This window comes from Alteromonas sp. AO-Serp (assembly GCF_017849675.1).
GTDB lineage: Bacteria > Pseudomonadota > Gammaproteobacteria > Enterobacterales > Alteromonadaceae > Alteromonas > Alteromonas macleodii.
This window is the reverse complement of the sequence record NZ_JAFLMX010000081.1, coordinates 1-21,724: the sequence shown is the minus strand read 5'-3', so window position 1 is coordinate 21,724 and position 21,724 is coordinate 1. Positions and strand designations below refer to the sequence as shown.

The window sequence follows — 21,724 nt, the reverse complement described above, 5'->3', positions numbered from 1 at the left end:
ATTTCCGCGAGCACGGGGGAAGCCGCCATAGACGCAGCCAAAGTAAGTGCCAGAAGAATTCCAGTAACCACATTCATGGAAGAGCCCAAGTTGTTGTTATCATGGCTTGTAAACAACCAGAAACTACAAGCGATAGTGTGTTCGTTATTTAAGCATAGCTGCAAAAAATAAATGATGAAAATATTCTTTACTGTTTTTTATATGTTTCGTTGATTTTGCTAGCCAAATAAAAAACGCCGCTAGTTTATACCAACACTTTTTTGCAAAGCGTTATAAAAACTGAGCGGCGTATTTAAAAGCGTTATTTGGTTATCGAATTAAATCGATGCTTTTAACGCTTCTGCTTTATCTGTTGCTTCCCATGGGAATTCGTCACGACCAAAGTGACCGTACGCAGCCGTTGGGCGATAAATAGGGCGCTCAAGGTCTAGCATTTGAATAAGTCCATACGGGCGTAGGTCGAAATGTTCACGGACCAGTGCCACTAATGTTTTCTCATCTACCACACCTGTACCGAAGGTATCGATGCTGATAGACGTTGGCTCTGCCACACCGATTGCATAAGACACTTGGATTTCACAGCGCTTAGCAAGTCCTGCTGCAACAATGTTCTTAGCAACGTAACGACCCGCGTATGCTGCACTGCGGTCTACTTTTGATGGATCTTTACCAGAGAACGCGCCACCACCGTGACGGGCCATACCACCGTAAGTATCAACAATGATTTTACGACCTGTTAAGCCACAGTCGCCCATTGGACCACCGATAACGAATCGTCCCGTTGGGTTAATGTGAAAGCGTGTATTTCCATCAATCCATTCACTAGGCAGCACTGGCTTAATAATTTCTTCCATTACCGCTTCGCGAACTGTTTCAGTGCTTACTGAATCACAGTGCTGGGTTGAAAGCACAACCGCGTCGATGCCAACAGGCTTGTCGTTTTCATATTTGAAAGTAATTTGGCTTTTAGCATCTGGGCGTAACCAGTCTAGCTTACCAGATTTACGCACTTCGGCTTGTTTTTGAACAAGGCGGTGAGAGTACGTGATTGGCGCAGGCATTAGTACGTCAGTTTCGTCACTAGCGTAGCCAAACATTAGACCTTGGTCACCAGCACCTTGTTCTTCAAGGCTTGCGCGATCAACACCTTGATTTATGTCAGGTGACTGTTTGCCAATAGCATTTAATACCGCACATGAATCAGCGTCGAAGCCCATATCTGAGTGCGTGTAGCCAATTTCTTTAACTGTTTTTCGGGTAAGCTCTTCAATATCTACCCATGCAGAGGTAGTTACTTCACCACCCACTAAAACCATACCGGTTTTTACATACGTTTCGCAGGCCACCCGAGCGCGAGGATCTTGTTCTAAAATAGCGTCAAGAACCGCATCTGAGATCTGATCAGCAATTTTGTCCGGATGTCCTTCAGACACTGACTCGGATGTGAATAAATGCGTGGCCATAAATGCTCCGTAAGCGTTAAATTATCAAAATAGTCGTATATTGTACTAAAACAAGTTATAAATACCAGTCTTTACTTCTAGACGTCTAAAAGTCTCTTCGTTACGAATAGTTGACACAACCCGATCACTTATAGGGTTATTCAGGTCGTAATTGTCGAAGTTAATGATGTATTTGTAAAACTAGGCGTCAGATATAACTGTTTTTGCTGTAATGGGAATACGTGATGGTCAGGGTATAGACCATTTTTTACTATGACTTTCGCTATTGGCAATGAAAACCCATTGAACTGAAAGGTGGCATAGGTAAGAATAACGCCACATTCATTCGTATAAAGAAGTAGAGCGAACGCCTTACCTCTACGCTCGTCTAGCTTGCCTAGCCCGCTAAGATACGAAACAAAAGATACAAAATAAATCAGGAGACAACATGCCCTCTCGTCGTGAACTCGCCAATGCAATCCGTGCATTAAGCATGGATGCCGTTCAACAAGCTAAATCTGGTCACCCAGGTGCCCCAATGGGGATGGCTGATATCGCACAGGTACTATGGGGTGATTTCTTATCACACAACCCTGCAAACCCATCTTGGGCTAACCGCGATCGCTTTGTGCTTTCAAATGGTCACGGCTCGATGCTGTTGTACTCTCTTCTTCACCTATCAGGCTACGAACTGCCAATTGAAGAGTTAAAGAATTTCCGCCAATTGCATTCAAAAACGCCAGGCCATCCAGAATATGGCTATGCGCCAGGTGTTGAAACGACCACTGGCCCACTAGGCCAAGGTATCAGTAATGCTGTGGGCATGGCGCTTGCCGAAAAAGTACTAGCTGCACAATTTAACAAAGATGGTCACACTATTGTTGACCACCACACCTACGCATTCCTAGGTGACGGCTGCTTAATGGAAGGTATCTCACACGAGACCTGTTCACTAGCCGGTACGCTAGGCCTTGGTAAGCTTATCGCGTTTTGGGATGACAACGGCATTTCAATTGATGGTGAAGTGGAAGGTTGGTTCACCGACGATACACCAGCACGCTTCAAGAGCTATGGTTGGGAAGTGATCGATGGCGTTGACGGGCACGATGCAGAGCAAGTAAAAGCCGCTATTGAAAAGGCACAGGCGAATACTGCGCAGCCTACGCTTATTTGTTGTAAAACCACCATTGGTTTCGGTTCACCTAATAAAGAAGGTACCGAGTCTTGTCACGGTGCACCACTAGGTGAGGACGAAATTGTCGCTACTCGCGAGAAGCTTGGCTGGAGCCATGGCGCGTTCGAAATTCCAGACGATATTTACGCTGGTTGGGATGCTAAAGAGAAAGGTTCAAACGCGGAAAGCGCGTGGAATGACGCTTTCGCTGCATACGAAGCCGCCTACCCAGAGCTTGCAGCAGAATTCAAACGCCGTGTAAATGGCGAGTTACCAGCAGATTTCAGCGACAAAGCAGACGCTATCATCGCTGAACTTCAAGCTAACCCACAAAATATCGCGTCACGTAAAGCGTCACAAAATGCACTGAATGCGTTTGGTCCGCTACTTCCTGAACTATTAGGCGGCTCTGCTGACCTTGCAGGTTCTAACCTTACTATTTGGGAAGGCAGCAAAGGTGTTGAAGCAAACGATGCCTCAGGTAACTACATTTATTACGGTGTACGTGAGTTTGGTATGTCGGCCATGATGAATGGTATTGCCCTTCACGGTGGCTTTAAGGCATACGGTGCAACTTTCCTAATGTTTATGGAATATGCACGCAACGCGGTACGTATGGCAGCGCTAATGAAGCAGCCTGCAATTTTCGTTTACACCCACGATTCAATTGGTCTAGGTGAAGACGGCCCAACTCACCAGCCAGTAGAGCAGGTGGTAGCGCTACGAGCAACGCCTAACCTTGATAACTGGCGTCCTTGTGATCAGGTTGAGTCTGCTGTGTCGTGGAAGTCTGCTATTGAGCGCACTGACGGCCCAACAACGCTTATCTTCACGCGTCAAGGCTTAGCGCAGCAAGAAAGAACGGCTCAACAAGTTGCTGATATCGCGAAAGGCGGTTACGTACTTAAAGACTGTGAAGGTACGCCAGAGCTTATTCTTATCGGTACTGGTTCTGAGGTTCAGCTAGCCGTTGAAGCCGCAGCGAAACTAACCGAGCAAGGCAAAGCCGTTCGCGTAGTGTCTATGCCATCAACTGACGTATTCGACCGTCAGTCTGCTGATTACCGTGAAAGCGTACTGCCTTCTAGCGTTGTTAAACGCGTAGCGGTTGAAGCGCTGTCTAAAGATAGCTGGTACAAGTACGTTGGCTTTAATGGCGCTATCGTGGGCATGGACACCTTTGGTGAATCTGCACCTGCTGGCGACCTGTTTAAGCACTTCAACATTACCACTGACGCTGTAGTAGAGGCAGCACTGTCTCTGTAAGAGGTAATAGATAAGCCTATGGTAAATATTGCCATAAATGGGTTTGGTCGTATTGGTCGTAACGTGTTGCGCGCGCTGTATGAAAGCGGGCGCAACAACGAATTTAACGTGGTGGCCATTAACGACATTGCTAAACCCGAAGGCATAGCACATTTACTTAAATACGATACCGCCCACGGGCGGTTCCGTTTTGATGTGGCCTTAGAAAATAACACGCTAAATGTCGCGGGCGACGATATTACACTGCTCGCGATAAGCGATATTAAAGACCTACCCTGGAAAGACTTGGGCGTTGATATTGTGCTTGAGTGTACGGGCAAGTTTGATGACAGAGCATCGGGGCAAGCACATTTAGATGCCGGCGCTGGCAAAGTGCTTTTCTCGTCACCCGGGTCACCAGATTTAGACAATACGGTCATTTTCGGAACCAATGAAGACACGTTGACCAGTGAACAAAAATTAGTCTCCAACGGCTCTTGCACCACAAACTGCATTGTTCCTGTTATCCAAGCGCTAGACGCTGCGTTCGGTGTTGAAAGTGGTACGATCACAACCATTCACGCGTCTATGCATGACCAGCAAGTTATCGACGCCTATCACGAAGATTTGCGCAGAACCCGTGCTGCAAGTCAGTCGATTATTCCCGTTGATACCCGACTTGCTGCCGGTATAGAGCGCATTCTGCCTAAGTTTGCGGGAAAATTTGAAGCCATTGCGGTTCGAGTGCCAACTATCAATGTTACTGCCATGGATTTAAGTGTAACGCTTCAATCTAAGGTAACGATTGAGCAAGTGAACCAAGCCCTTCGCAATGCAAAAGCGGGGCGTTTACAGGGCATTTTGGACTACACCGAAGAGCCTTTGGTGTCGGTAGATTTCAATCACGACCCTCACTCGTGTATTGTAGATGGCACACAAACAAGAGTCAGTCACAAACAACTGGTTAAAACACTAGTATGGTGTGACAACGAATGGGGTTTTGCAAACCGTATGCTCGATACCGCAAAAGTGATGTTCGACGCAAAATAAAGCATTGATGCTGCCAAGGGTTGGTAGCACCAGCCCGCGCAGCTTTCACAGTTAATTTGAGCGTGTCTTACCTTCAAAACTCGCTCTACTGAATTTAAATTAACATAGGAAAGACGATGGCAATTCCAAGCATGAGCGATATGGCCCTAAAAGGTCAGCGCGTATTAATTAGACAAGATTTAAACGTGCCGGTAAAAGACGGCAAAGTAACTTCTGATGCGCGTATCAAAGCATCAATCCCTACGATTAAAGCAGCCCTAGACGCAGGTGCGGCAGTTATGGTGATGTCTCACCTTGGTCGTCCTACTGAAGGCGAGCCTGCAGACGAATTCTCTCTTCAACCTGTTGTTGATTATCTTAATGACGCCCTAGACGTACCAGTTAAGCTTGTAAAAGATTACTTAGATGGCGTGGAGCTTGCAGACGGCGAATTAGTTATCCTTGAAAACGTACGTTTTAATAACGGCGAAAAGAAGGACGACGAAACGTTAGCAAAACAGTACGCAGCACTTTGCGATATCTTTGTTATGGATGCGTTCGGTACTGCTCACCGCGCACAAGCGTCTACTCATGGCGTTGCTAAATTTGCACCAAAAGCCTGTGCTGGCCCATTACTTGCTGCAGAATTAGACGCACTTGGCAAAGCGCTAGACAACCCTAAGCGTCCAATGGTTGCTATTGTGGGTGGCTCTAAAGTATCTACCAAGTTAACGGTACTCAAAACACTTGCTGAAAAAGTTGACCAGCTGATTGTTGGTGGCGGTATTGCCAACACTTTCATTGCTGCTCAAGGCCATAATGTAGGTAAGTCACTAGTAGAGATGGACCTTACCGAGCAAGCCACGCAGCTTATGAATGAAGCACAGGCGAATGGCGGTAATATTCCAGTACCTACAGATGTGGTCGTGGGCAAAGCGTTTGATGAGAATACCGAAGCGACGCTAAAAGTAGTCAGTGACGTTGCCGACGACGATATGATTTTTGATATTGGTCCAGACTCTTCAAAGGCGTTAGAGGACATTATCAAGAACGCGGGAACCATTGTATGGAATGGCCCTGTAGGCGTATTTGAATTTGAACAGTTCAGTGCTGGAACAAAAGCGCTGTCTGAAGCGATTGCGGCAAGCGACGCATTCTCAATCGCAGGTGGTGGTGATACACTAGCAGCAGTTGATAAATACGGGATTGCCGATAAGGTCTCTTATATTTCAACAGGTGGTGGCGCGTTCCTAGAATTCTTGGAAGGAAAAACACTACCAGCGGTAGCAGTACTAGAAGAAAAAAATAAATAAGCCTCAACGCTGCACATTAAAGCAGCGTTTTATAGCGCTAGAGAGTTCATAGAAGCTCCTAAAAGCTAAGGCCTAGTACAAATGTTGCCCCACTATGTGTCACGCTCAGTAACAGCATTTTGAGCGTGACCATTTAATCGGAAACGATTACATCTGCGAAACAGTGAAGTACGCAGATATAAATACCAATCTTATTACAGATGTGTTTACTTAAGGTGTCGGCGTGCCGTGTCTGAGACAAACAGATCTTTAATAGAATTGGTATAACAATAAACCCTACACCTGTCTATTAAGGCAGTAATATACAAAAGGAGTGTTGCAATGGCATCACAAGCTCAGCAGGCAATGCTGGATAAACTGAAGACGCAAACCGGTTTTATTGCAGCGTTAGATCAAAGCGGCGGTAGTACCCCTAAAGCGTTGCGCTTATATGGCATCGAAGAGTCAGAGTACAGCTCAGACGAAGAGATGTTTAATCTTGTTCACGAAATGCGTACACGCATTATCACCAGCACCCCTTTTAGCGGCGAGCGCGTTCTTGGCGCAATCTTGTTTGAAAACACCCTTGATAGAGAAATTGAAGGCATGTCTTCTGCACACTACCTGTGGCAGAAAAAGCGTGTTATTCCTTTCTTAAAGGTAGATAAAGGACTAGCTGAAGAAAGCAATGGCGTTCAAGTAATGAAGCCAATGCCTGGTCTTGATGCACTGCTAGCTAAAGCGGTAGCGCAAGACGTGTTTGGCACTAAGATGCGAAGTGTTGTTAAGCTTGCGAATCACCAAGGTATTAAAGATGTTGTTGCTCAGCAATTTGAAGTGGGTAAACAAATCTTAGCCGCAGGCCTTGTTCCGATTATCGAGCCAGAAGTAGACATCCACAGCCCACAAAAAGCGGAAGCTGAAGCTCTTCTTAAATTAGAGATCCTAACGCAGCTAAACCTTCTAAACGAAGGCCAGGAAGTTATGCTCAAGCTAACGCTTCCAACAGAAGCTAATTTCTACAAAGAGCTTGTCGATCACCCTCGTGTACTTAAAGTAGTGGCGCTATCTGGCGGCTATAGCCGTGAAGAAGCAAATGCGAAACTGGCAGAAAACCAAGGTATGATTGCGAGCTTCTCTCGCGCATTGACTGAAGGCGTTTCTGCAAAGCAGTCTCAAGAAGAATTCGAGGCAACGCTAGATAAAGCGATTGAAGATATTTACCAAGCCTCTAAGGCGTAATCTTCCCTTTTGTCAGCACTTCTAAAGAGCGCCTAATGGCGCTCTTTTTCGTTACGAGTTCTTTTGAAGTATTGTGACACCTTCAACTTAATAAGCTCATCTTTACAACCTTGCTAAATGGATGCCTCTGGGGATTTAAGGTCTTTACTAATACTTTTATATGTGGCTATAAAATACGCCCGCCCACAACACACAGGCAATAACGATGGATAGAAAAACGCCTGCTGATGCCAAGTCTTTTGCTAACCCTGATAGGGCATGAAACTCTGTACCTATTCTGTCGATGGTGACTTCAATTGCCGTATTGATGATTTCCGCAAATAAAATGAAAAAAATGGAAGACATTAAAATTGCACGTTCAAGAAAAGGAATTGACCAAAAAGCAAGAACCACGAATGCCACAGCGGCTAGACTGAGTTCTTGTTTAAATGCAGCTTCGTTCTTAGTAAGCCAGCTAAACGCTCGAAGTGAATTCTTTAGAGCCTTAAATACTCGACGCAGGCCTTTTGGTTTGTTACTTGGGTCGAAGTGCGAGGTGGTACTAACCACGGGGTTTGATTCATTTAGGCTTCGCATTGTTTAAAGATATCCATAGTAGGTTGGTAAGTAATACTCTTTACACTTGATAAACCAAGTAACGTGTCAAACAAGTTGTCTTGAGAGTAAGGGTGGTTGGCCAGGTTTTTAATACAATTTCGGTAGCCTGAATCTTCAAACTTCGACGCCCAAAAAAGCATAGGAATGTGAGTTTGTTCTTGCGGTGCAATTTGATAAGGGAATCCATGCAGGTAGAGTCCTTTTTCACCCAAAGATTCACCGTGATCAGACAGGTATAGCATGGAAGCGTTTGGCACATTTTTTAATGTATTAACAATCTCTCCAAGTACATAGTCAGTGTACGCAATGGTATTGTCATACGTGTTGATAAGCGCCTGCGAATCACAGTTTTGAATATCACTTCTAGGACAGTCGGGAGAGAATTTGGCAAATTCAGCGGGGTATCTTCGATAGTAGGTAGGGCCGTGAGAGCCTATCATATGAAGAACAATAACCCTGTTAGTTGTCGCAGGTGATGACAAAACGTCCTTCAAAAGCTCGTTGAGTAAAACATCGTAGCAAAAATCACCGTCACATAAACTAGAGTCTCGGGATGGGTCAAATGCAATAGTTTCAACTCTTTTGCACACCCCCTTGCAGCTACTATTATTGTCTATCCATGTCACGTCAGCGCCAGCCCGATGTATGATATCAAGCACATTATCCTGACTTTCCGCAATGCGAACATCATAGCTTTGCCTTGAAAGTCGAGAAAACATACAGGGTACTGACACCGCAGTAGCGGTCCCGCATGAGGTCACGTCGTTGAAACTTACCGCGCCTATGTCGTTCATAAAGGGCGTAGTGTTTCTGCTATAGCCATTACTGGCAAATTTGTCTGCCCTTGCTGTTTCTCCAACAACCAGTACAGTCGTAGAAGGCAAAGCGTTATTTCTATTTATTATAGAAGGTGTCTTGTCCAGTACCTTGTAAGGAAGTGGTGGATAAAAGTAGGTATCTCTGAGATATTTGTAGCCAGAATCGTAAAATGCATAAGGGATAATATACTTGGCCAAATCTTTGTTATTTCTACCCACCGCAGCATAGTCTTTATAAAGGCCAGCAGCGATAACGATTATTCCAACCACTGCTAATACGTTGAGCTTAAGTAAGTGCTTAACTCTAGCAACTAATTTTCCATTAATTTCCTGATTAAAGACGGCAACAACGGGCACCAATCCTAACAAGAAGAAAAAGAGTAAAAGCGTTGAGTTTAGATAGGCAAATGCTTCACCAGAATTGGTCTCCATCACATTTTGAATCATACTCTTATCAAATATCACGCCGTAAGCGACCGTACCGTATAAAAGAAGTGAACTGACTAACAGCGTCACTGCCACGGTCAATCTTGGCAAAAGAATGGCGCCTAATAGGCTAAGGGCGATGATATTGAAAAAGGTAAGCAACAATGGAACGGACAGAAAAAATATCCACTGGCCTACTGAAGTTGGCGACACAGCGTGATAGACATTTGAAATAAAAGGGTAGTTGAAAACCAGCGTTATTAAGACTGATGCTATAAAAACAAAATTGGCTAATGAAGGGTTTAAATTTAACGAACGTGGAAATTTCAAAGTCAGTTCTCTTGTGTACTACTTGCAGCACAAGATAACTTTCAAAACTTAAATAAAGCTTAAGCAAAACTTTGGGATTAGCGTTAATGGGAATTTTTATATAGAACCAACAATTCCAGATGGTTTCCCATTGCAACCACTTGTTATACATAGAGAAACGGCGTGAAGTTGTACAAAAAGCTTCCTAGGCCGTCACTTTCTATCGTTAATTAATTCAATATTATTCTCGCCTTCAGTTTATCTTAAGATTGAGATCATAACCTTAGCGAGGAATAAAAATCGACCAATGAAACATGAGAATACTCCTTATAGAAGATTCATTGTCTTTGAGAAATAGCCTGAGCTTAGGTCTAGAAAAACTTGGCCATTCAGTTGATTTAGCTGCCACAGGGCCCGATGGTTTGAGTATGGCGCTTCTTGGTAGCTACGACATTATTGTATTAGACCGCATGCTGCCAGAACTCGACGGGATGGCTATCTTGAAAACGCTAAGAAAAAGACGGGTAGAGACCAAGGTGCTCATTTTGTCTGCACGTGCCGAACCTGAAGAGAAAGTTGAAGGCTTGTTAGCAGGCGCTGATGATTATCTATCTAAGCCTTTTTCATTTGAAGAGTTGTCAGCGCGACTTCTCAGTTTGATGAGACGGGGCGTAACAAACTGTATTAACGATCAAATTACTATTAATGGATTGATATTGGATATTCAGGCCAAGTCTTTTTTATTTGGAGAGCAGGCGATTAGTTTAACGCCGAATGAATATCGCATAGTAGAGTGCATGTTCCTAAACAAAGGCAAGGTCGTCACATCAGAAAAATTAAGTGAATTTATTTCCGGTAGTTATGACTATATCTCAAAAAATGCAATTGAAGCGCACCTCTCTTCAGCGCGAAAAAAAGTAAGGGCATGTGGCGCTACACTCCCCATCAAAAGTAAGCGAGGATTTGGCTACGTAGTGGTGGAAGGCGATGAAGTCAATACGTAAAACCTTAACGCGGCGCCTTTCTATCACTATTTCTTTGCTGGTGATTGTCGTTTTACTCGCTGCAGATATCGGAGTTGATACCTGGGTCCAAAGAGAGTTTAACCAAGGTTTAAAAGCCAAAGTTGGCATGCTTCAAAGCTTAGTTAATGAAGATTTAGACGGCGTTGAGTTTGAGTTCGCCGGCGAGTATTTCCCTGAGTTCGAGGGTGCCTCTTCTCCAGAATACTTTCAATTGTGGTACAAAGGGCAGATTTTCGAAAAGTCGGAATCCCTTGCACTGTACACTGTCGACGAGCTGCCGTTTGAAAACTTAAGTTTAAACGAGGCGGTGATTAACGACATAACGCTGCCAGACGGTCGCTCTGGGCGTATTATTCACACCAAATACGTGCCTCAAATTGACTCTGAAGACCGCGAAGCATTCTATAGCGTCAGAGGCGAAGTGCAGCGCGACCCCATGGTTATCGCATATGCAACCTCCACTGAGCTGTTGAATTTCACTCTTTGGTTTATCGATATCGCGTTTTTAGTGGCGCTTATTGTAATTCCGTTAATGGTAAGGTTCGTCGTGCGCAACACGGTGTCTTACGCCTTGGCACCACTTGATGCATTGAACAACAATATAAGAACTCTAAGGTTTACTGCCACAGACAAGCACGAAGCATTCTCTACAAACGTTTCAGAACTAGAACCAATCGTCAGCAGCTTGAACCATTTTATAAACGATAACTACGCACTATACCTTAGAGAGAAAAGACTTACCTCTGACATTGCTCACGAACTTAAAACGCCGGTTTCCGAACTTATCAATCTGGCGGAAGTTGCCATGAAGTTTCCAGGAGAGGAGCGACTCGAAAAAGATTTTAAACCGCAGATTCTTCGCATTGGTATGCGAATGAAAAACATCATTTCCGGTTTGATGTTAATCCAAAAGCACAGTGCCAAGCAGACTCAATTAAACGACCTTATTAATATTGAAGAGCTCGTCGCCCAAGTTGTTGCAAGCAAAGCGGTAGATAATATTAATGTGGTTGCGAAAGAAAGGAGCGACGTGGTTATTCACTCTAACCGAATTGCGGTAGAGTCTATATTTAGCAACTTGTTAGACAACGCTATCGAGCATGGAAAGCATTGTGAGCCGATTAGCGTGTATATAGGTAAAACACCATCAGGGCAGGCCCAAATAGAAGTGACAAATACAACACACACTGAAATTGATGAAAGTGATTTGAGACATATGTTTGAACCCTTGTGGCAAAAGGATGCATCACGTACGTCAGAAGACAACTTTGGCCTAGGGCTATCAATAGTAAGTGCATTGTGCGGAGCAATTGGGGCAGCCGTGACGGTAGATAAGTTGGACCACAACCACATCTCTTTTTCTGTGACTTTCAAAAAGGCCTCTTAAAAACGCGTGCTGTTAAAATGCGCTATTGCTTGCAGTAAAAAAATATGACGTACACTGCCTCACTCAGGAATTCTGAGTTTGTTTGTGACAAATACGTGCAACCGTTTATTGCCTGCGTTTACTAGCAAGAATGTTTCTTGTAAAAGCGTAATCGCCTGTGTAGCATAACGCCGCAATTTTCCTTATATAATTGAATTTCTGGAATAATCATCGGTGAATAATCATCAGTACATGAAGCAGTACACCATATACGCATTAATTGCGTTGTTGTTTACTTGCTTATCTGGACTTAAACAGGATTACAAGCCGATCACGTTCAAGCATCATTTTGATGCTTCTATCTCAGAATATTCCTTTGAATTTGATACTGAGGAAAGTGCGCCGGAAGAGCCCGTCCCGCCACAAAATGTTGTGCTGGATTACATTACGGACTCCTTCACGGATACCGCAAAACCACGTCCGCGTGGGCTTTTCAAAACATCCCTTAACTACGCAACGCCGTTAACCCGAGCGCCGCCTATTGCTTAGTTTTTTAGGTTTAGCGGTTATTGGCTACCTAAAAAACACGTTAATTCGATATTCCTAACAACGCACCAGCGCTTTGCTGGATGTTTTTGCGTGCTTAATTATCAGCGGTGAACCTATTTGCTGAAAGCGCGCTAGTGGCATGCTGTCTTTTTATAAGGCATGTCACGATTAGCCTTTTTATTACGAATTTACATTATGAGCAAAAAAGCACTTCTTGCAGTAAGCATTGTTTCCGCACTTTTAGGTGGTTGTGGACATGAAGAACATGCTGCGCATCACGAAAAACTTCAATTCAACGTTACTCATCCTATCGTACAAGACACAACGCTGGTAAAAGAGTACGTCAGTCAGATACGTGCCATTCAACATATTGAAGTTAGAGCTATGGAAAAAGGCTATCTTCAATCGACCTTTGTTGATGAGGGACAAACGGTAGAACGTGGTCAGCCCATGTTCAAAATAATGCCGAACGTATATGAAGCTGAACTACACCGCGCTGAAGCCGAGGCTAAAGCGGTCGAGATGGAGTACAAAAATACAAAGTCGCTTGTTGAACAAAACATTGTTTCTCCTAACGAACTTGCCGTCATAGAAGCACAGCTTCAAAAAGCTCAGGCTGAAGTTGAACTGGCAAAGACTCACTTAGCATTCACAGATATCAAAGCGCCGTTCACAGGCAAAATGGACCGACTGGAAGCTCGAACGGGAAGTTTGCTTGATGAGGGCGAACTGCTCACCACATTGTCTGATATCAGCACAATGTGGGTGTATTTCAATGTGCCTGAATCAGAGTATTTAAAGTACGCGCAGAACAGCGCATCAAATGATCAAACGTCAGTGCGATTAAAGCTTGCCGATGGCAGTATTTACGCGCATCAAGGCGTGATAGATGCCATTGAAGCTGATTTTGATAATCATACCGGTACCATTGAAATGCGTGCGTCTTTCCCTAACCCAGACCAACTGCTAAGACATGGGCAAACCGGTAATGTCATGGTGGATATTGCCTATCCGGATGCTTTAGTTATTCCTCAGAAAGCCACATTCGAAATTCTCGATCAAAGCTTTGTATATGTGCTGGATAGCGAGAACAAGTTAGCAACCCGCCACATTAACATCGCTGCAGAACTCCCTAACATCTATCTGGTTTCAGACGGACTAGCGCCGGACGACACTATTTTGATTGAAGGACTGCGAAGAGTTTCGAACGGCGATGAGATAGAGCCTGAACTTATTTCAGCCAGCGACACATTAGCTGAACTGTCATTGCACGCAGAATAAGGGGGCGCTATGTTTGGAGTTTTTATTAAACGTCCAGTGATGGCCATCATGTTATCGCTGATGATTATATTTTTGGGCGTGTTGTCGGTGTTTAGCCTACCCACGTCACAGTTTCCAGATATTGCTCCGCCGCGAGTGCTTATTTCTCTGGCATATCCCGGTTCGAGCGCTGATGTATTGGTGAAGTCATCGCTGGTTACCATTGAGCGTTCAATCAACGGTGTGCCGGGCATGAAGTACATCGTGTCTGATGCGACCAGCGCGGGTGAAGCCACCATTCAAGTTATCTTCGATTTAGATGTAGATCCGAATCAGGCGCTCATTAATGTGAAAACGCGGCTTGACCAGATCATGAACCGGCTGCCCCAGCTCGTGCAGTTAGAAGGGGTGGTACTAGAGCGGGTTCAGCCTAGCATGTTGATGTACATAAACGTTTATAGCACGGACGAAACGGCTGATGAAAAGTTTCTGTACAACTATTCCAATATCAACCTTATCCCCGAGATACAGCGGGTAAACGGTATTGCCAGTGCAAAAATATTGGGAAGTCGCCAGTACGCCATGCGAATTTGGTTAAAGCCTGATCGCATGCGTGCTTACAATGTTTCTGTAGATGAGATCATGGAATCGATAGACGAGCAAAGCTTGATTGGACGCCCTGGACGACTTGGCAGAAGCTCAGGCATTACTGCTCAGTCCAAAGAATACGTGCTTATTTACGAAGGACGTTACGACGAGCCTGAAGAATATAAAAATATCATTATTCGCGCCGATTCCGACGGTCGCTTGCTCAAATTAGGTGATATTGCCGATGTTGAGTTAAGTAGTGAATTCTTCGATATTTACTCAAACAAAGACGGGTATCCTTCCGCTGCGATAGTGCTAAAGCAGAACTATGGAAGCAGTGCCAACGAGGTTATTTCTCAGGTGAAAGCCACTATGGCTGAACTAGAAAAAACGTTTCCAGAAGGCATGAAGTACGAAATCAACTACGATGTTTCTAAGTTTCTAGATGCCTCTATTGAACAAGTGCTGCATACCCTGTTTGAAGCCTTTATTTTGGTTTCCTTGGTGGTGTTCATCTTTCTGGGTGACTGGCGTTCCACACTTATCCCGCTTCTTGCTGTGCCGGTTTCACTGGTTGGAACGTTTTTCTGCATGCAGGCCACAGGGGTGAACATAAATCTTATTACTCTGTTCGCTCTCGTATTAGCGATAGGGATTGTGGTAGATAACGCTATTGTTATCGTGGAGGCCGTTCACGCGAAGATGGAAGAAAGCAGCAGCCTAACCCCTTATATGGCGACCCAACAAGTACTGGGTGAAATGGGGGGAGCTATTATCGCAATTACACTGGTGATGACGGCGGTTTTTGTGCCCCTTATTTTTATGACGGGCCCGGTAGGTGTCTTCTATCGCCAGTTCTCTATTACCATGTCATCGTCAATTATCATCTCGTGTATTGTGGCGCTTTCATTAACGCCAGTGCTGTGTGCGATGTTGCTTAAAAACCCTCATTCACACACAAGAAAGGCAACGCCATTAAGCAAGTTTATTGATGGATTTAACCATTATTTCAATAAGTTAACCGGTCGTTATACAGGCATTATTAAAGCTATCGTTACACGCCGGAGTGTTACTGTAGTGCTGCTTGCGGGCTTTGTGGTAAGTACCTTTGGCGTTAATCAGGCATTACCTACAGGCTTTATTCCCGGTGAAGACCAAGGGCAAATCTATGCCATCATTCAAACACCGCCAGGCAGTACCCTTGAAGCGACGAATACAGTAGCGCGAGAGCTGCAAAGCTTGGCGCTGGACGTTGAAGGCGTCTCCTCGGTATCCTCGCTTGCTGGCTATGAAATTCTCACGGAAGGACGAGGTTCAAATGCTGGTACCTGCTTGATTAATCTTGAAGATTGGGCTAATCGCGAACAGTCGGTACGTGACATCATTGAAGAACTGGAAGCCAAGACACACCACTTAGGAGCAGTGATTGAGTATTTCGAACCGCCTGTTGTGCCGGGTTATGGCGCGTCTTCGGGGTTATCATTTCGTTTACTCGATAAGACCAACACTACCGACTATCAAGAGTTCGACCAAATCAACAAAGCCTTCATGGAAGAGCTTGGTAAACGTGATGAGCTAAAAGGTTTATTCACGTTTTACGCGGCCGATTATCCTCAATACAAAATTGAGATAGATAACCAAGCTGCAATGCAGAAAGGGGTATCTATTGGCGCGGCCATGGAGAATTTGAATATTCTTATTGGTAGTACTTATGAGCAAGGCTTCACGCGCTTTAATAACTTCTTCAAAGTGTACACACAAAGTGCGCCAGAATATCGTCGTTATCCCAGTGACTTATTGGATTACTACGTGAAAAACGAAGAGGGTGAAATGGTGCCTTACTCGGCCTTTATGAAGCTGATTAAAACCCAAGGCCCTAATGAAATTACACGCTACAACCTTTATACCTCGGCAGCAATTCGTGCAGAGCCTGCAGCAGGGTATACCTCGGCGCAAGCGATAAAAGCAGTTGAGGAAGTAGCGGCTGCAACGCTGCCAAAAGGATATGACATAGGTTGGGAAGGCCTGTCATTTGACGAGGCTAAACGAGGTAATGAAGCCATTGTTATCTTTGCCGTAGTATTGTTGTTTGTATATATCGTGCTGGCATCACAGTACGAGAGTCTGCTTCTACCTTTTGCGGTCATTCTTTCACTACCTACCGGTATTCTCGGCTCATTCCTGTTTCTCAAAGGTATGGGGCTGGCCAACGACGTTTATGCGCAGCTCGGCTTAGTTATGCTGGTTGGTTTACTCGGTAAAAATGCCGTGCTTATTGTGGAATACGCAGTGCAAAAAAATCAGCAGGGCTAATCGATTGCTGACGCAGCTGTTGAAGCGGCCAAACAGAGCTTCCGCCCAATCCTAATGACATCGTTCTCGTTTGTAGCAGGGCTAATTCCGCTTGTTATTGCAACGGGGGCGGGCGCAGTGGGAAATAGAACTATTGGTGCTTCTGCTTTAGGCGGTACTTTGTTAGGCACTATTTTTGGTGTGCTGGTTATTCCTGGGCTTTACTACTTGTTCGCCAAACTTGAAGAAGGTAAGTCATTAATCAAAAACGAAGATCATGTCCCTCTTACTGAAACTTACCACTATAACGATGAGGTGCTAAGCGATGATAAATAAAAAGCGATTTACTTATAAGCCGCTGTGGTTAGCGCTTAGTAGTGCGTTGTTAGTACAGGCATGTGCCATCCCTACCATTGAAACGCGAAACCCTAATCTAGATTTGCCAGAGCAGTTTAACGCGAAAGTTTCGCAAGTGGATACTCAGGCTGGTCAAGGGATTAACCAGAGTACACAAGCAAATATTCAATGGAGTGAGTGGTTTAACGACCCTACGCTTTCTGCGCTGGTGGATACGGCGGTTAAGAACAACCAAGAGGTGTCTATATTAATTCAACGCATTAATATGGCGTCGAATGAAGTGTATGCACGGGAAGGGGAATATTTGCCTCGACTCTCTGCGGGGGTAGCCGCTGAAACCGAAAAGGTAGGCGAATATACCCGGGAAGGCGCAGTAGAAGAACAGTTAAATATCAAGGAGGATAAAGAATTTCCCGACCCGCTGGCAAACTTAAAGCTAGGCCTTAATGCGTCGTGGGAAATTGACGTTTGGCATAAGCTGAGAGATGCGTCTAAAGTGGCCTCGCTTGAATACTTGGCGTCGGTTGAAAGTAAGAACTTTTTCGTTACCCAGTTAGTATCTGAAGTTGCGCGTACTTACTATGAACTGCTGGCGCTAGATAACAAGCTAGAGAATCTTGACTCAACCATTTCGCTACAGCGCAATGTTATTCACACTATTAATGCGTTGAAAGAATACGGGCGGGCGTCATCGCTACCCGTTGCGCGCTTTAACGCGGAAGTGAAGAAAAACGAGAGCGAGCGTTACTTGATTGAGCAGGAAATCCTAGAGAAAGAGAACACGCTCAATCTGTTATTAGGACGCACTCCACAGCCCATTCAAAGGGACAGTAACGTGTTGCTCAGCGCCGAGCTAAAAAGCCCGCAGGTGGGTGTACCCTCTACGCTATTAGACAATCGCCCTGATATAAAACAAGCTGCACTCACGCTCCAAGCAGCAGAGTTAAATATCGATGTGGCTAAAGCTAACTTCTACCCTTCTTTTGAGCTAAAAGCAGGGTTAGGTTTATCGGCGTTTGATAGTCGCTACTTGTTTAATGTGCCTGAGTCATTGGCATATTCTTTATCTGGTGATGTTTTTGCGCCATTAATAAACCGCAGGGCGATTGAGGCGGTTTATCAAAATGCCAGCGCCGAACAAATTGAAGCGGCTTACGAATATGAACTCACCATTTTAACGGCGGTAGCTGAAGTAACAAACAGTTTGTCGAAGCTCGATAATTTGGAGAAAAGTGCTGAAGCAAGGCGTCATCAAATTGCTTCACTGGAACAGTCGATTGATATTGCCAATAGGCTTTTTTCGTCAGCTCATGGTGAGTATTTAGAGGTGCTGCTTGCGCAACGAGAAGCACTGGAAGCGCGTAGCGAGTTTATAGAAACTCGTCAGCAGCAAATGGCCGCACTGGTCGATTTGTATCAGGCACTCGGAGGCGGATGGCAGTCTTAAAATCAAAAGGAGAGCGCTCGCTCTCCTTTTTTTCGCCTTTATCAAAAGCTGGCGGTGAATTTCAGACTCAACGTGTGACAAAAGCAGAACACGTGCGGCGTTAAATGTTAACGCGTAAAGTTAAAGCGGGCAAAAAAGCGCTCAGCTTCGTCACTATCAAAATCATAGCCATTATTCGTCATCGCTTCCAAAGCATCTTCTACCGTTTCGTAAAAGCCATAAGGAACTTCGGCAGCGTCGTAGCACTGAGAAATCTGATGCTTAGTTGTCAGCATAATGTCGGTATCTAATATCACCACGGCAAGAAACGACAGGCCGCGGGTTTTTCTTACCCGAGTTTGTTTTACAAAAATATCAAAGGTGGAAGGGGGCATCAGACTTTCACCGTAAAGACAGCTTACTTGTGCCCATTTAGCGCCCTTTTCGAATTTTGAAATGTCAGAAGACATCTTAACTACGCCATTTCTCATGGTTTCGTCATTCCACGGTCCGCGCGCTGAGAAGAGCAGCAACTGACCGCTTACGCTACATTCAAACTCGCCGTGTGGATTATTCATGGGCATTTCCTTTAAGCCTTATATAGAAGTTAGCACTTTACTGCTATCACGCAACTAACCATTCGGCTAAAGCCAACGCCCCTGTGTACTGCGCTTAATCGCCTCGCGATGTCGCTCAACGTTTAATCTTTATTGGCTGAATATATTCAGTAATATGGAGACGATAAATGCATCACTACAACGTGATCACCCCATAAAAAAGAACGGATAAGAACAAATAGATTAAGGTGAGATATGTCTTTTACGAGAAATCACAGGTACCCGTCAGTCAAAAAACGGTTTGCTATATGGGCTGCACTATTTAGCGTAGGCACGCTAGCTATGCCATCCACAGCGCTTGCAAGCAATGAGAGAGAATCTCTTACTACCGACTCTGAACGCTATTTTAAATCGGAAGATATTTTTAATTTGGAATACGTGAGCGAAGTTCAGGTGTCGCCAAACGGTAAATATGTTGCGTATGTGCGCCGTTCAAACGACATTATGTCGGATAGCAGTCGAGCGAACGTTTGGCTAGCGTCGGTTGATGGAAAGTCACACCGCCCCTTACTGTCGTCGAAAAAGAGTTACTATTCTATTCGCTGGTCACCAGACGGTAGCCGATTGGCTTACCTTTCTAATGAAGAAGGTAAACCGCAATTGTATGTGCGTTGGATGGATACAGGGCAAACGGCACTCGTAACAAATGTCACCTCAAACCCAAGTAACATCACTTGGTCGCCAGATGGTAAGCACATTGCTTTCACTATGAGCGTTGATGCCAAGGAAAAGCCGCTAGACATTAAAATGCCTAAAAAGCCTGACGGTGCAAAGTGGTCTCCTAGCTTTCAATATATTACCAAAGCGCGCTATCAAGCCGATGGCCGAGGCATTCTTGAACCTGCTTACACCCATATTTTTATTGTTCCTGCTGACGGAGGCACAGCACGACAGCTTACTTCAGGGAACTATCACCACAATGGGCGCTTAAGTTTCTCTCCTGATAGCGACAAAATCTATTTCTCTGCCAACCGCAGTGACAATTGGGAGTATGAGCCTGTTGAGGGGGACATCTTTTCTGTGGATATGATGGGTAATATCGCACAGCTTACCAACGACAAAGGCCTTGAATCATCGCCTGTCGTATCGCCTGACGGAAAGCACATTGCTTACGCACGCCGCGATGACGAAAAAGTGATGTACAAAAATAGCTATTTATATGTGATGAAGAGCGATGGTACAGATGCTCAAAATTTAACAAAAGACATTGATAATTCAGTGTCTAACTTTCACTGGAAAGATAATAAGCACGTTTATTTTCAGCAGTCGGTTCGCGGTTTAGCGCAGGTGGATGTGGTATCGCTATCGGGCAGCGTAAAAGCCGTAGCTAAGGGGCTGGGCGGTACTACGTTAGGACGACCTTATGTGTTTGGCACCTATCACGCTGTTGATGATGTAGTGGCGTATACCAAAGGACGTACCGATCGCCCCGCTGATTTATATGTCACTACGCGAAACGAGCGACAGCTAACAGCGCTCAATGAAGACGTTCTAGGTCATAAGCAGCTTGGCGAAGTAAAAGAAATTGTCTATCCGTCTTCTATAGATGGCGAAGAAATCCAGGGGTGGTACATTCTACCGCCAAACTATGACAGCTCGAAAACGTATCCGCTTATCTTAGAAATTCACGGCGGACCTAATCTCGCTTATGGTCCTGTCTTCACGGCCGAACTGCAGCGCATGGCTGCAGAGGGCTATGTGGTGTTTTATGATAATCACAGAGGCAGTACAGGTTATGGAGAACGCTTTGCATTGCTACTTCAAGGGAAATACAGTTCGGAATATGACTTCTCAGACCATATGTCGGGCGTAGATGCGCTTATTGAAAAAGGCATCGCTGATCCAGAGCGACTGTTTATTACTGGTGGTTCAGCAGGCGGCATTGCATCAGCCTATGCCATTGGCCTTACTAACCGATTTAAAGCAGCCGTAGTCGCTAAACCCGTTATCAACTGGTTATCGAAAGTGCTGACTGCCGATTCAGGTCTATATCAAATCCCTTTCCAATTTCCGGGTATGCCTTGGGATAATGTAGAGCACTACTGGAAGCGCTCACCGCTATCGCTAGTAGGCAATGTAACGACCCCCACCATGCTGATCACGGGAGTGGAGGACAAGCGCACGCCAATGTCTGAGACCGAGCAGTTCTATCAAGCGTTAAAGATTCAAAAGGTTGATAGCGTGCTGGTAAAAGTACCTGGATCGCCCCACGGGATTGCTTCTAAGCCATCTAGAATGATTGGTAAAGTTGAAAATATCTTGGCGTGGTTTAAAAAATACGACAGCGTGCAGTCACAAAGTACGCAAGTTGAAGCTCAATAATTAGTGTGCTGAGACTAAGTGGGGCTAATGCGCCGACTCAATCGGTTCAAGGCCCCATTTTTTTAGTATTCGAGTATATTCGCCATTCGCTTTTAAAATCGAAAGCGCGATTGTGAGTGGCGCTGTTTGTCTATTCCACCGCGGGATGTAATTGCTCGATATCAGGAACAACTGTGAGTTTTAAATCAAGCGCTTTCCAGTAGTGGCTTTCTCGTAGCAGGTCAGCTGAGATAATAGGTTTTTCATCTAACCAGCCATCGGGGAAGGTAATGGTCAGTTCGTTCTTTTCTACATTAACAACGAGGTCAGGTACAAAACCCTCTTGGCGTTTAATATTAAGCAGTACAC

At 44.9% G+C, this 21,724-nt stretch carries 14 protein-coding genes and 2 pseudogenes; 11 read left to right on the top strand and 5 right to left on the bottom strand.

Annotated elements, in window-relative coordinates:
• Nucleotides 1-317: 317 nt before the first annotated feature.
• A complete protein-coding gene (gene metK / locus QVA83_RS06615) occupies nt 318-1,463 on the bottom strand; it encodes a methionine adenosyltransferase (protein ID WP_014948382.1) in 1,146 nt (381 codons plus the stop codon).
• Between the two features lie 427 nt (nt 1,464-1,890).
• Between metK and tkt the strand changes: the two genes are divergently transcribed.
• The 4 genes from tkt to QVA83_RS06595 all read left to right on the top strand — a co-directional run bounded on the left by tkt (nt 1,891) and on the right by QVA83_RS06595 (nt 7,424).
• Complete coding sequence (tkt, locus tag QVA83_RS06610) at nt 1,891-3,882, top strand: transketolase (protein WP_061484788.1); 1,992 nt, start codon at nt 1,891-1,893, stop codon at nt 3,880-3,882.
• A gap of 18 nt (nt 3,883-3,900) precedes the next feature.
• The gene (gene epd, locus QVA83_RS06605) at nt 3,901-4,911 is read left to right on the top strand and encodes an erythrose-4-phosphate dehydrogenase (RefSeq protein WP_014948384.1); all 1,011 of its coding nucleotides are present in this window, start codon (nt 3,901-3,903) and stop codon (nt 4,909-4,911) included.
• Nucleotides 4,912-5,027: 116 nt separating this feature from the next.
• On the top strand, nt 5,028-6,203 hold the full coding sequence (locus tag QVA83_RS06600) for a phosphoglycerate kinase (protein WP_014975742.1): 1,176 nt from the start codon (nt 5,028-5,030) through the stop codon (nt 6,201-6,203).
• 321 nt (nt 6,204-6,524) lie between these two features.
• Entirely contained in the window at nt 6,525-7,424 is a 900-nt protein-coding gene (locus QVA83_RS06595) for a fructose bisphosphate aldolase (protein ID WP_014948386.1), read from the top strand.
• A gap of 156 nt (nt 7,425-7,580) precedes the next feature.
• Here QVA83_RS06595 and QVA83_RS06590 read toward each other — a convergent pair whose 3' ends face one another.
• Both QVA83_RS06590 and QVA83_RS06585 read right to left on the bottom strand, forming a co-directional pair.
• Entirely contained in the window at nt 7,581-8,000 is a 420-nt protein-coding gene (locus QVA83_RS06590; protein ID WP_014948387.1) for a diacylglycerol kinase, read from the bottom strand.
• Nucleotides 7,988-9,595, bottom strand: coding sequence for a phosphoethanolamine transferase (locus QVA83_RS06585; protein WP_014948388.1), 1,608 nt, complete (start codon nt 9,593-9,595; stop codon nt 7,988-7,990). Before QVA83_RS06585 ends, QVA83_RS06590 begins: the two co-directional genes overlap by 13 nt.
• A 293-nt stretch (nt 9,596-9,888) precedes the next feature.
• Between QVA83_RS06585 and QVA83_RS06580 the strand changes: the two genes are divergently transcribed.
• The 6 genes and pseudogenes from QVA83_RS06580 to QVA83_RS06555 all read left to right on the top strand — a co-directional run bounded on the left by QVA83_RS06580 (nt 9,889) and on the right by QVA83_RS06555 (nt 18,458).
• Nucleotides 9,889-10,578: a response regulator transcription factor gene (locus QVA83_RS06580; RefSeq protein ID WP_014948389.1), complete on the top strand. Its 690-nt coding sequence runs from the start codon at nt 9,889-9,891 to the stop codon at nt 10,576-10,578.
• Nucleotides 10,562-11,986 (top strand): sensor histidine kinase, encoded by a 1,425-nt coding sequence (locus tag QVA83_RS06575; RefSeq protein ID WP_014948390.1) that lies wholly within the window; start codon nt 10,562-10,564, stop codon nt 11,984-11,986. Before QVA83_RS06580 ends, QVA83_RS06575 begins: the two co-directional genes overlap by 17 nt.
• A 213-nt stretch (nt 11,987-12,199) precedes the next feature.
• Entirely contained in the window at nt 12,200-12,514 is a 315-nt protein-coding gene (locus QVA83_RS06570) for a hypothetical protein (protein WP_230633693.1), read from the top strand.
• A 195-nt stretch (nt 12,515-12,709) separates the two neighbouring features.
• Entirely contained in the window at nt 12,710-13,795 is a 1,086-nt protein-coding gene (locus QVA83_RS06565) for an efflux RND transporter periplasmic adaptor subunit (RefSeq protein ID WP_014948392.1), read from the top strand.
• A gap of 9 nt (nt 13,796-13,804) precedes the next feature.
• A pseudogene (locus QVA83_RS06560) lies at nt 13,805-16,990 on the top strand (efflux RND transporter permease subunit).
• Nucleotides 16,980-18,458, top strand: coding sequence for a TolC family protein (locus QVA83_RS06555; RefSeq protein ID WP_014948393.1), 1,479 nt, complete (start codon nt 16,980-16,982; stop codon nt 18,456-18,458). The pseudogene QVA83_RS06560 and the gene QVA83_RS06555 overlap by 11 nt, the downstream one beginning before the upstream one ends.
• Nucleotides 18,459-18,565: 107 nt before the next feature.
• On the opposite strand, the gene QVA83_RS06550 is transcribed toward QVA83_RS06555, so the two are convergent.
• Entirely contained in the window at nt 18,566-19,015 is a 450-nt protein-coding gene (locus QVA83_RS06550; protein WP_014948394.1) for a hypothetical protein, read from the bottom strand.
• Nucleotides 19,016-19,249: 234 nt separating this feature from the next.
• On the opposite strand from QVA83_RS06550, the gene QVA83_RS06545 reads away from it, so the two are divergent.
• Nucleotides 19,250-21,376 carry a S9 family peptidase gene (locus tag QVA83_RS06545; RefSeq protein WP_283620309.1) on the top strand — a complete coding sequence of 709 codons (2,127 nt, stop codon included), beginning with the start codon at nt 19,250-19,252 and terminating at the stop codon, nt 21,374-21,376.
• Nucleotides 21,377-21,506: 130 nt separating this feature from the next.
• On the opposite strand, the pseudogene QVA83_RS06540 reads toward QVA83_RS06545, so the two are convergent.
• Nucleotides 21,507-21,724, bottom strand: a pseudogene (locus QVA83_RS06540) (exopolyphosphatase); the annotation flags it as partial.

Excerpts from the sequence above, each read along its gene's own strand:
- QVA83_RS06575 (WP_014948390.1), top strand. The coding sequence starts at position 10,562 with ATGAAGTCAATACGTAAAACCTTAACGCGGCGCCTTTCTATCACTATT.
- QVA83_RS06545 (WP_283620309.1), top strand. The coding sequence starts at position 19,250 with ATGTCTTTTACGAGAAATCACAGGTACCCGTCAGTCAAAAAACGGTTT.
- QVA83_RS06550 (WP_014948394.1), bottom strand. The coding sequence starts at position 19,015 with ATGAATAATCCACACGGCGAGTTTGAATGTAGCGTAAGCGGTCAGTTG.
- epd (WP_014948384.1), top strand. The coding sequence starts at position 3,901 with ATGGTAAATATTGCCATAAATGGGTTTGGTCGTATTGGTCGTAACGTG.
- tkt (WP_061484788.1), top strand. The coding sequence starts at position 1,891 with ATGCCCTCTCGTCGTGAACTCGCCAATGCAATCCGTGCATTAAGCATG.
- metK (WP_014948382.1), bottom strand. The coding sequence starts at position 1,463 with ATGGCCACGCATTTATTCACATCCGAGTCAGTGTCTGAAGGACATCCG.
- QVA83_RS06600 (WP_014975742.1), top strand. The coding sequence starts at position 5,028 with ATGGCAATTCCAAGCATGAGCGATATGGCCCTAAAAGGTCAGCGCGTA.
- QVA83_RS06580 (WP_014948389.1), top strand. The coding sequence starts at position 9,889 with ATGAGAATACTCCTTATAGAAGATTCATTGTCTTTGAGAAATAGCCTG.
- QVA83_RS06565 (WP_014948392.1), top strand. The coding sequence starts at position 12,710 with ATGAGCAAAAAAGCACTTCTTGCAGTAAGCATTGTTTCCGCACTTTTA.
- QVA83_RS06590 (WP_014948387.1), bottom strand. The coding sequence starts at position 8,000 with ATGCGAAGCCTAAATGAATCAAACCCCGTGGTTAGTACCACCTCGCAC.
- QVA83_RS06595 (WP_014948386.1), top strand. The coding sequence starts at position 6,525 with ATGGCATCACAAGCTCAGCAGGCAATGCTGGATAAACTGAAGACGCAA.
- QVA83_RS06555 (WP_014948393.1), top strand. The coding sequence starts at position 16,980 with ATGATAAATAAAAAGCGATTTACTTATAAGCCGCTGTGGTTAGCGCTT.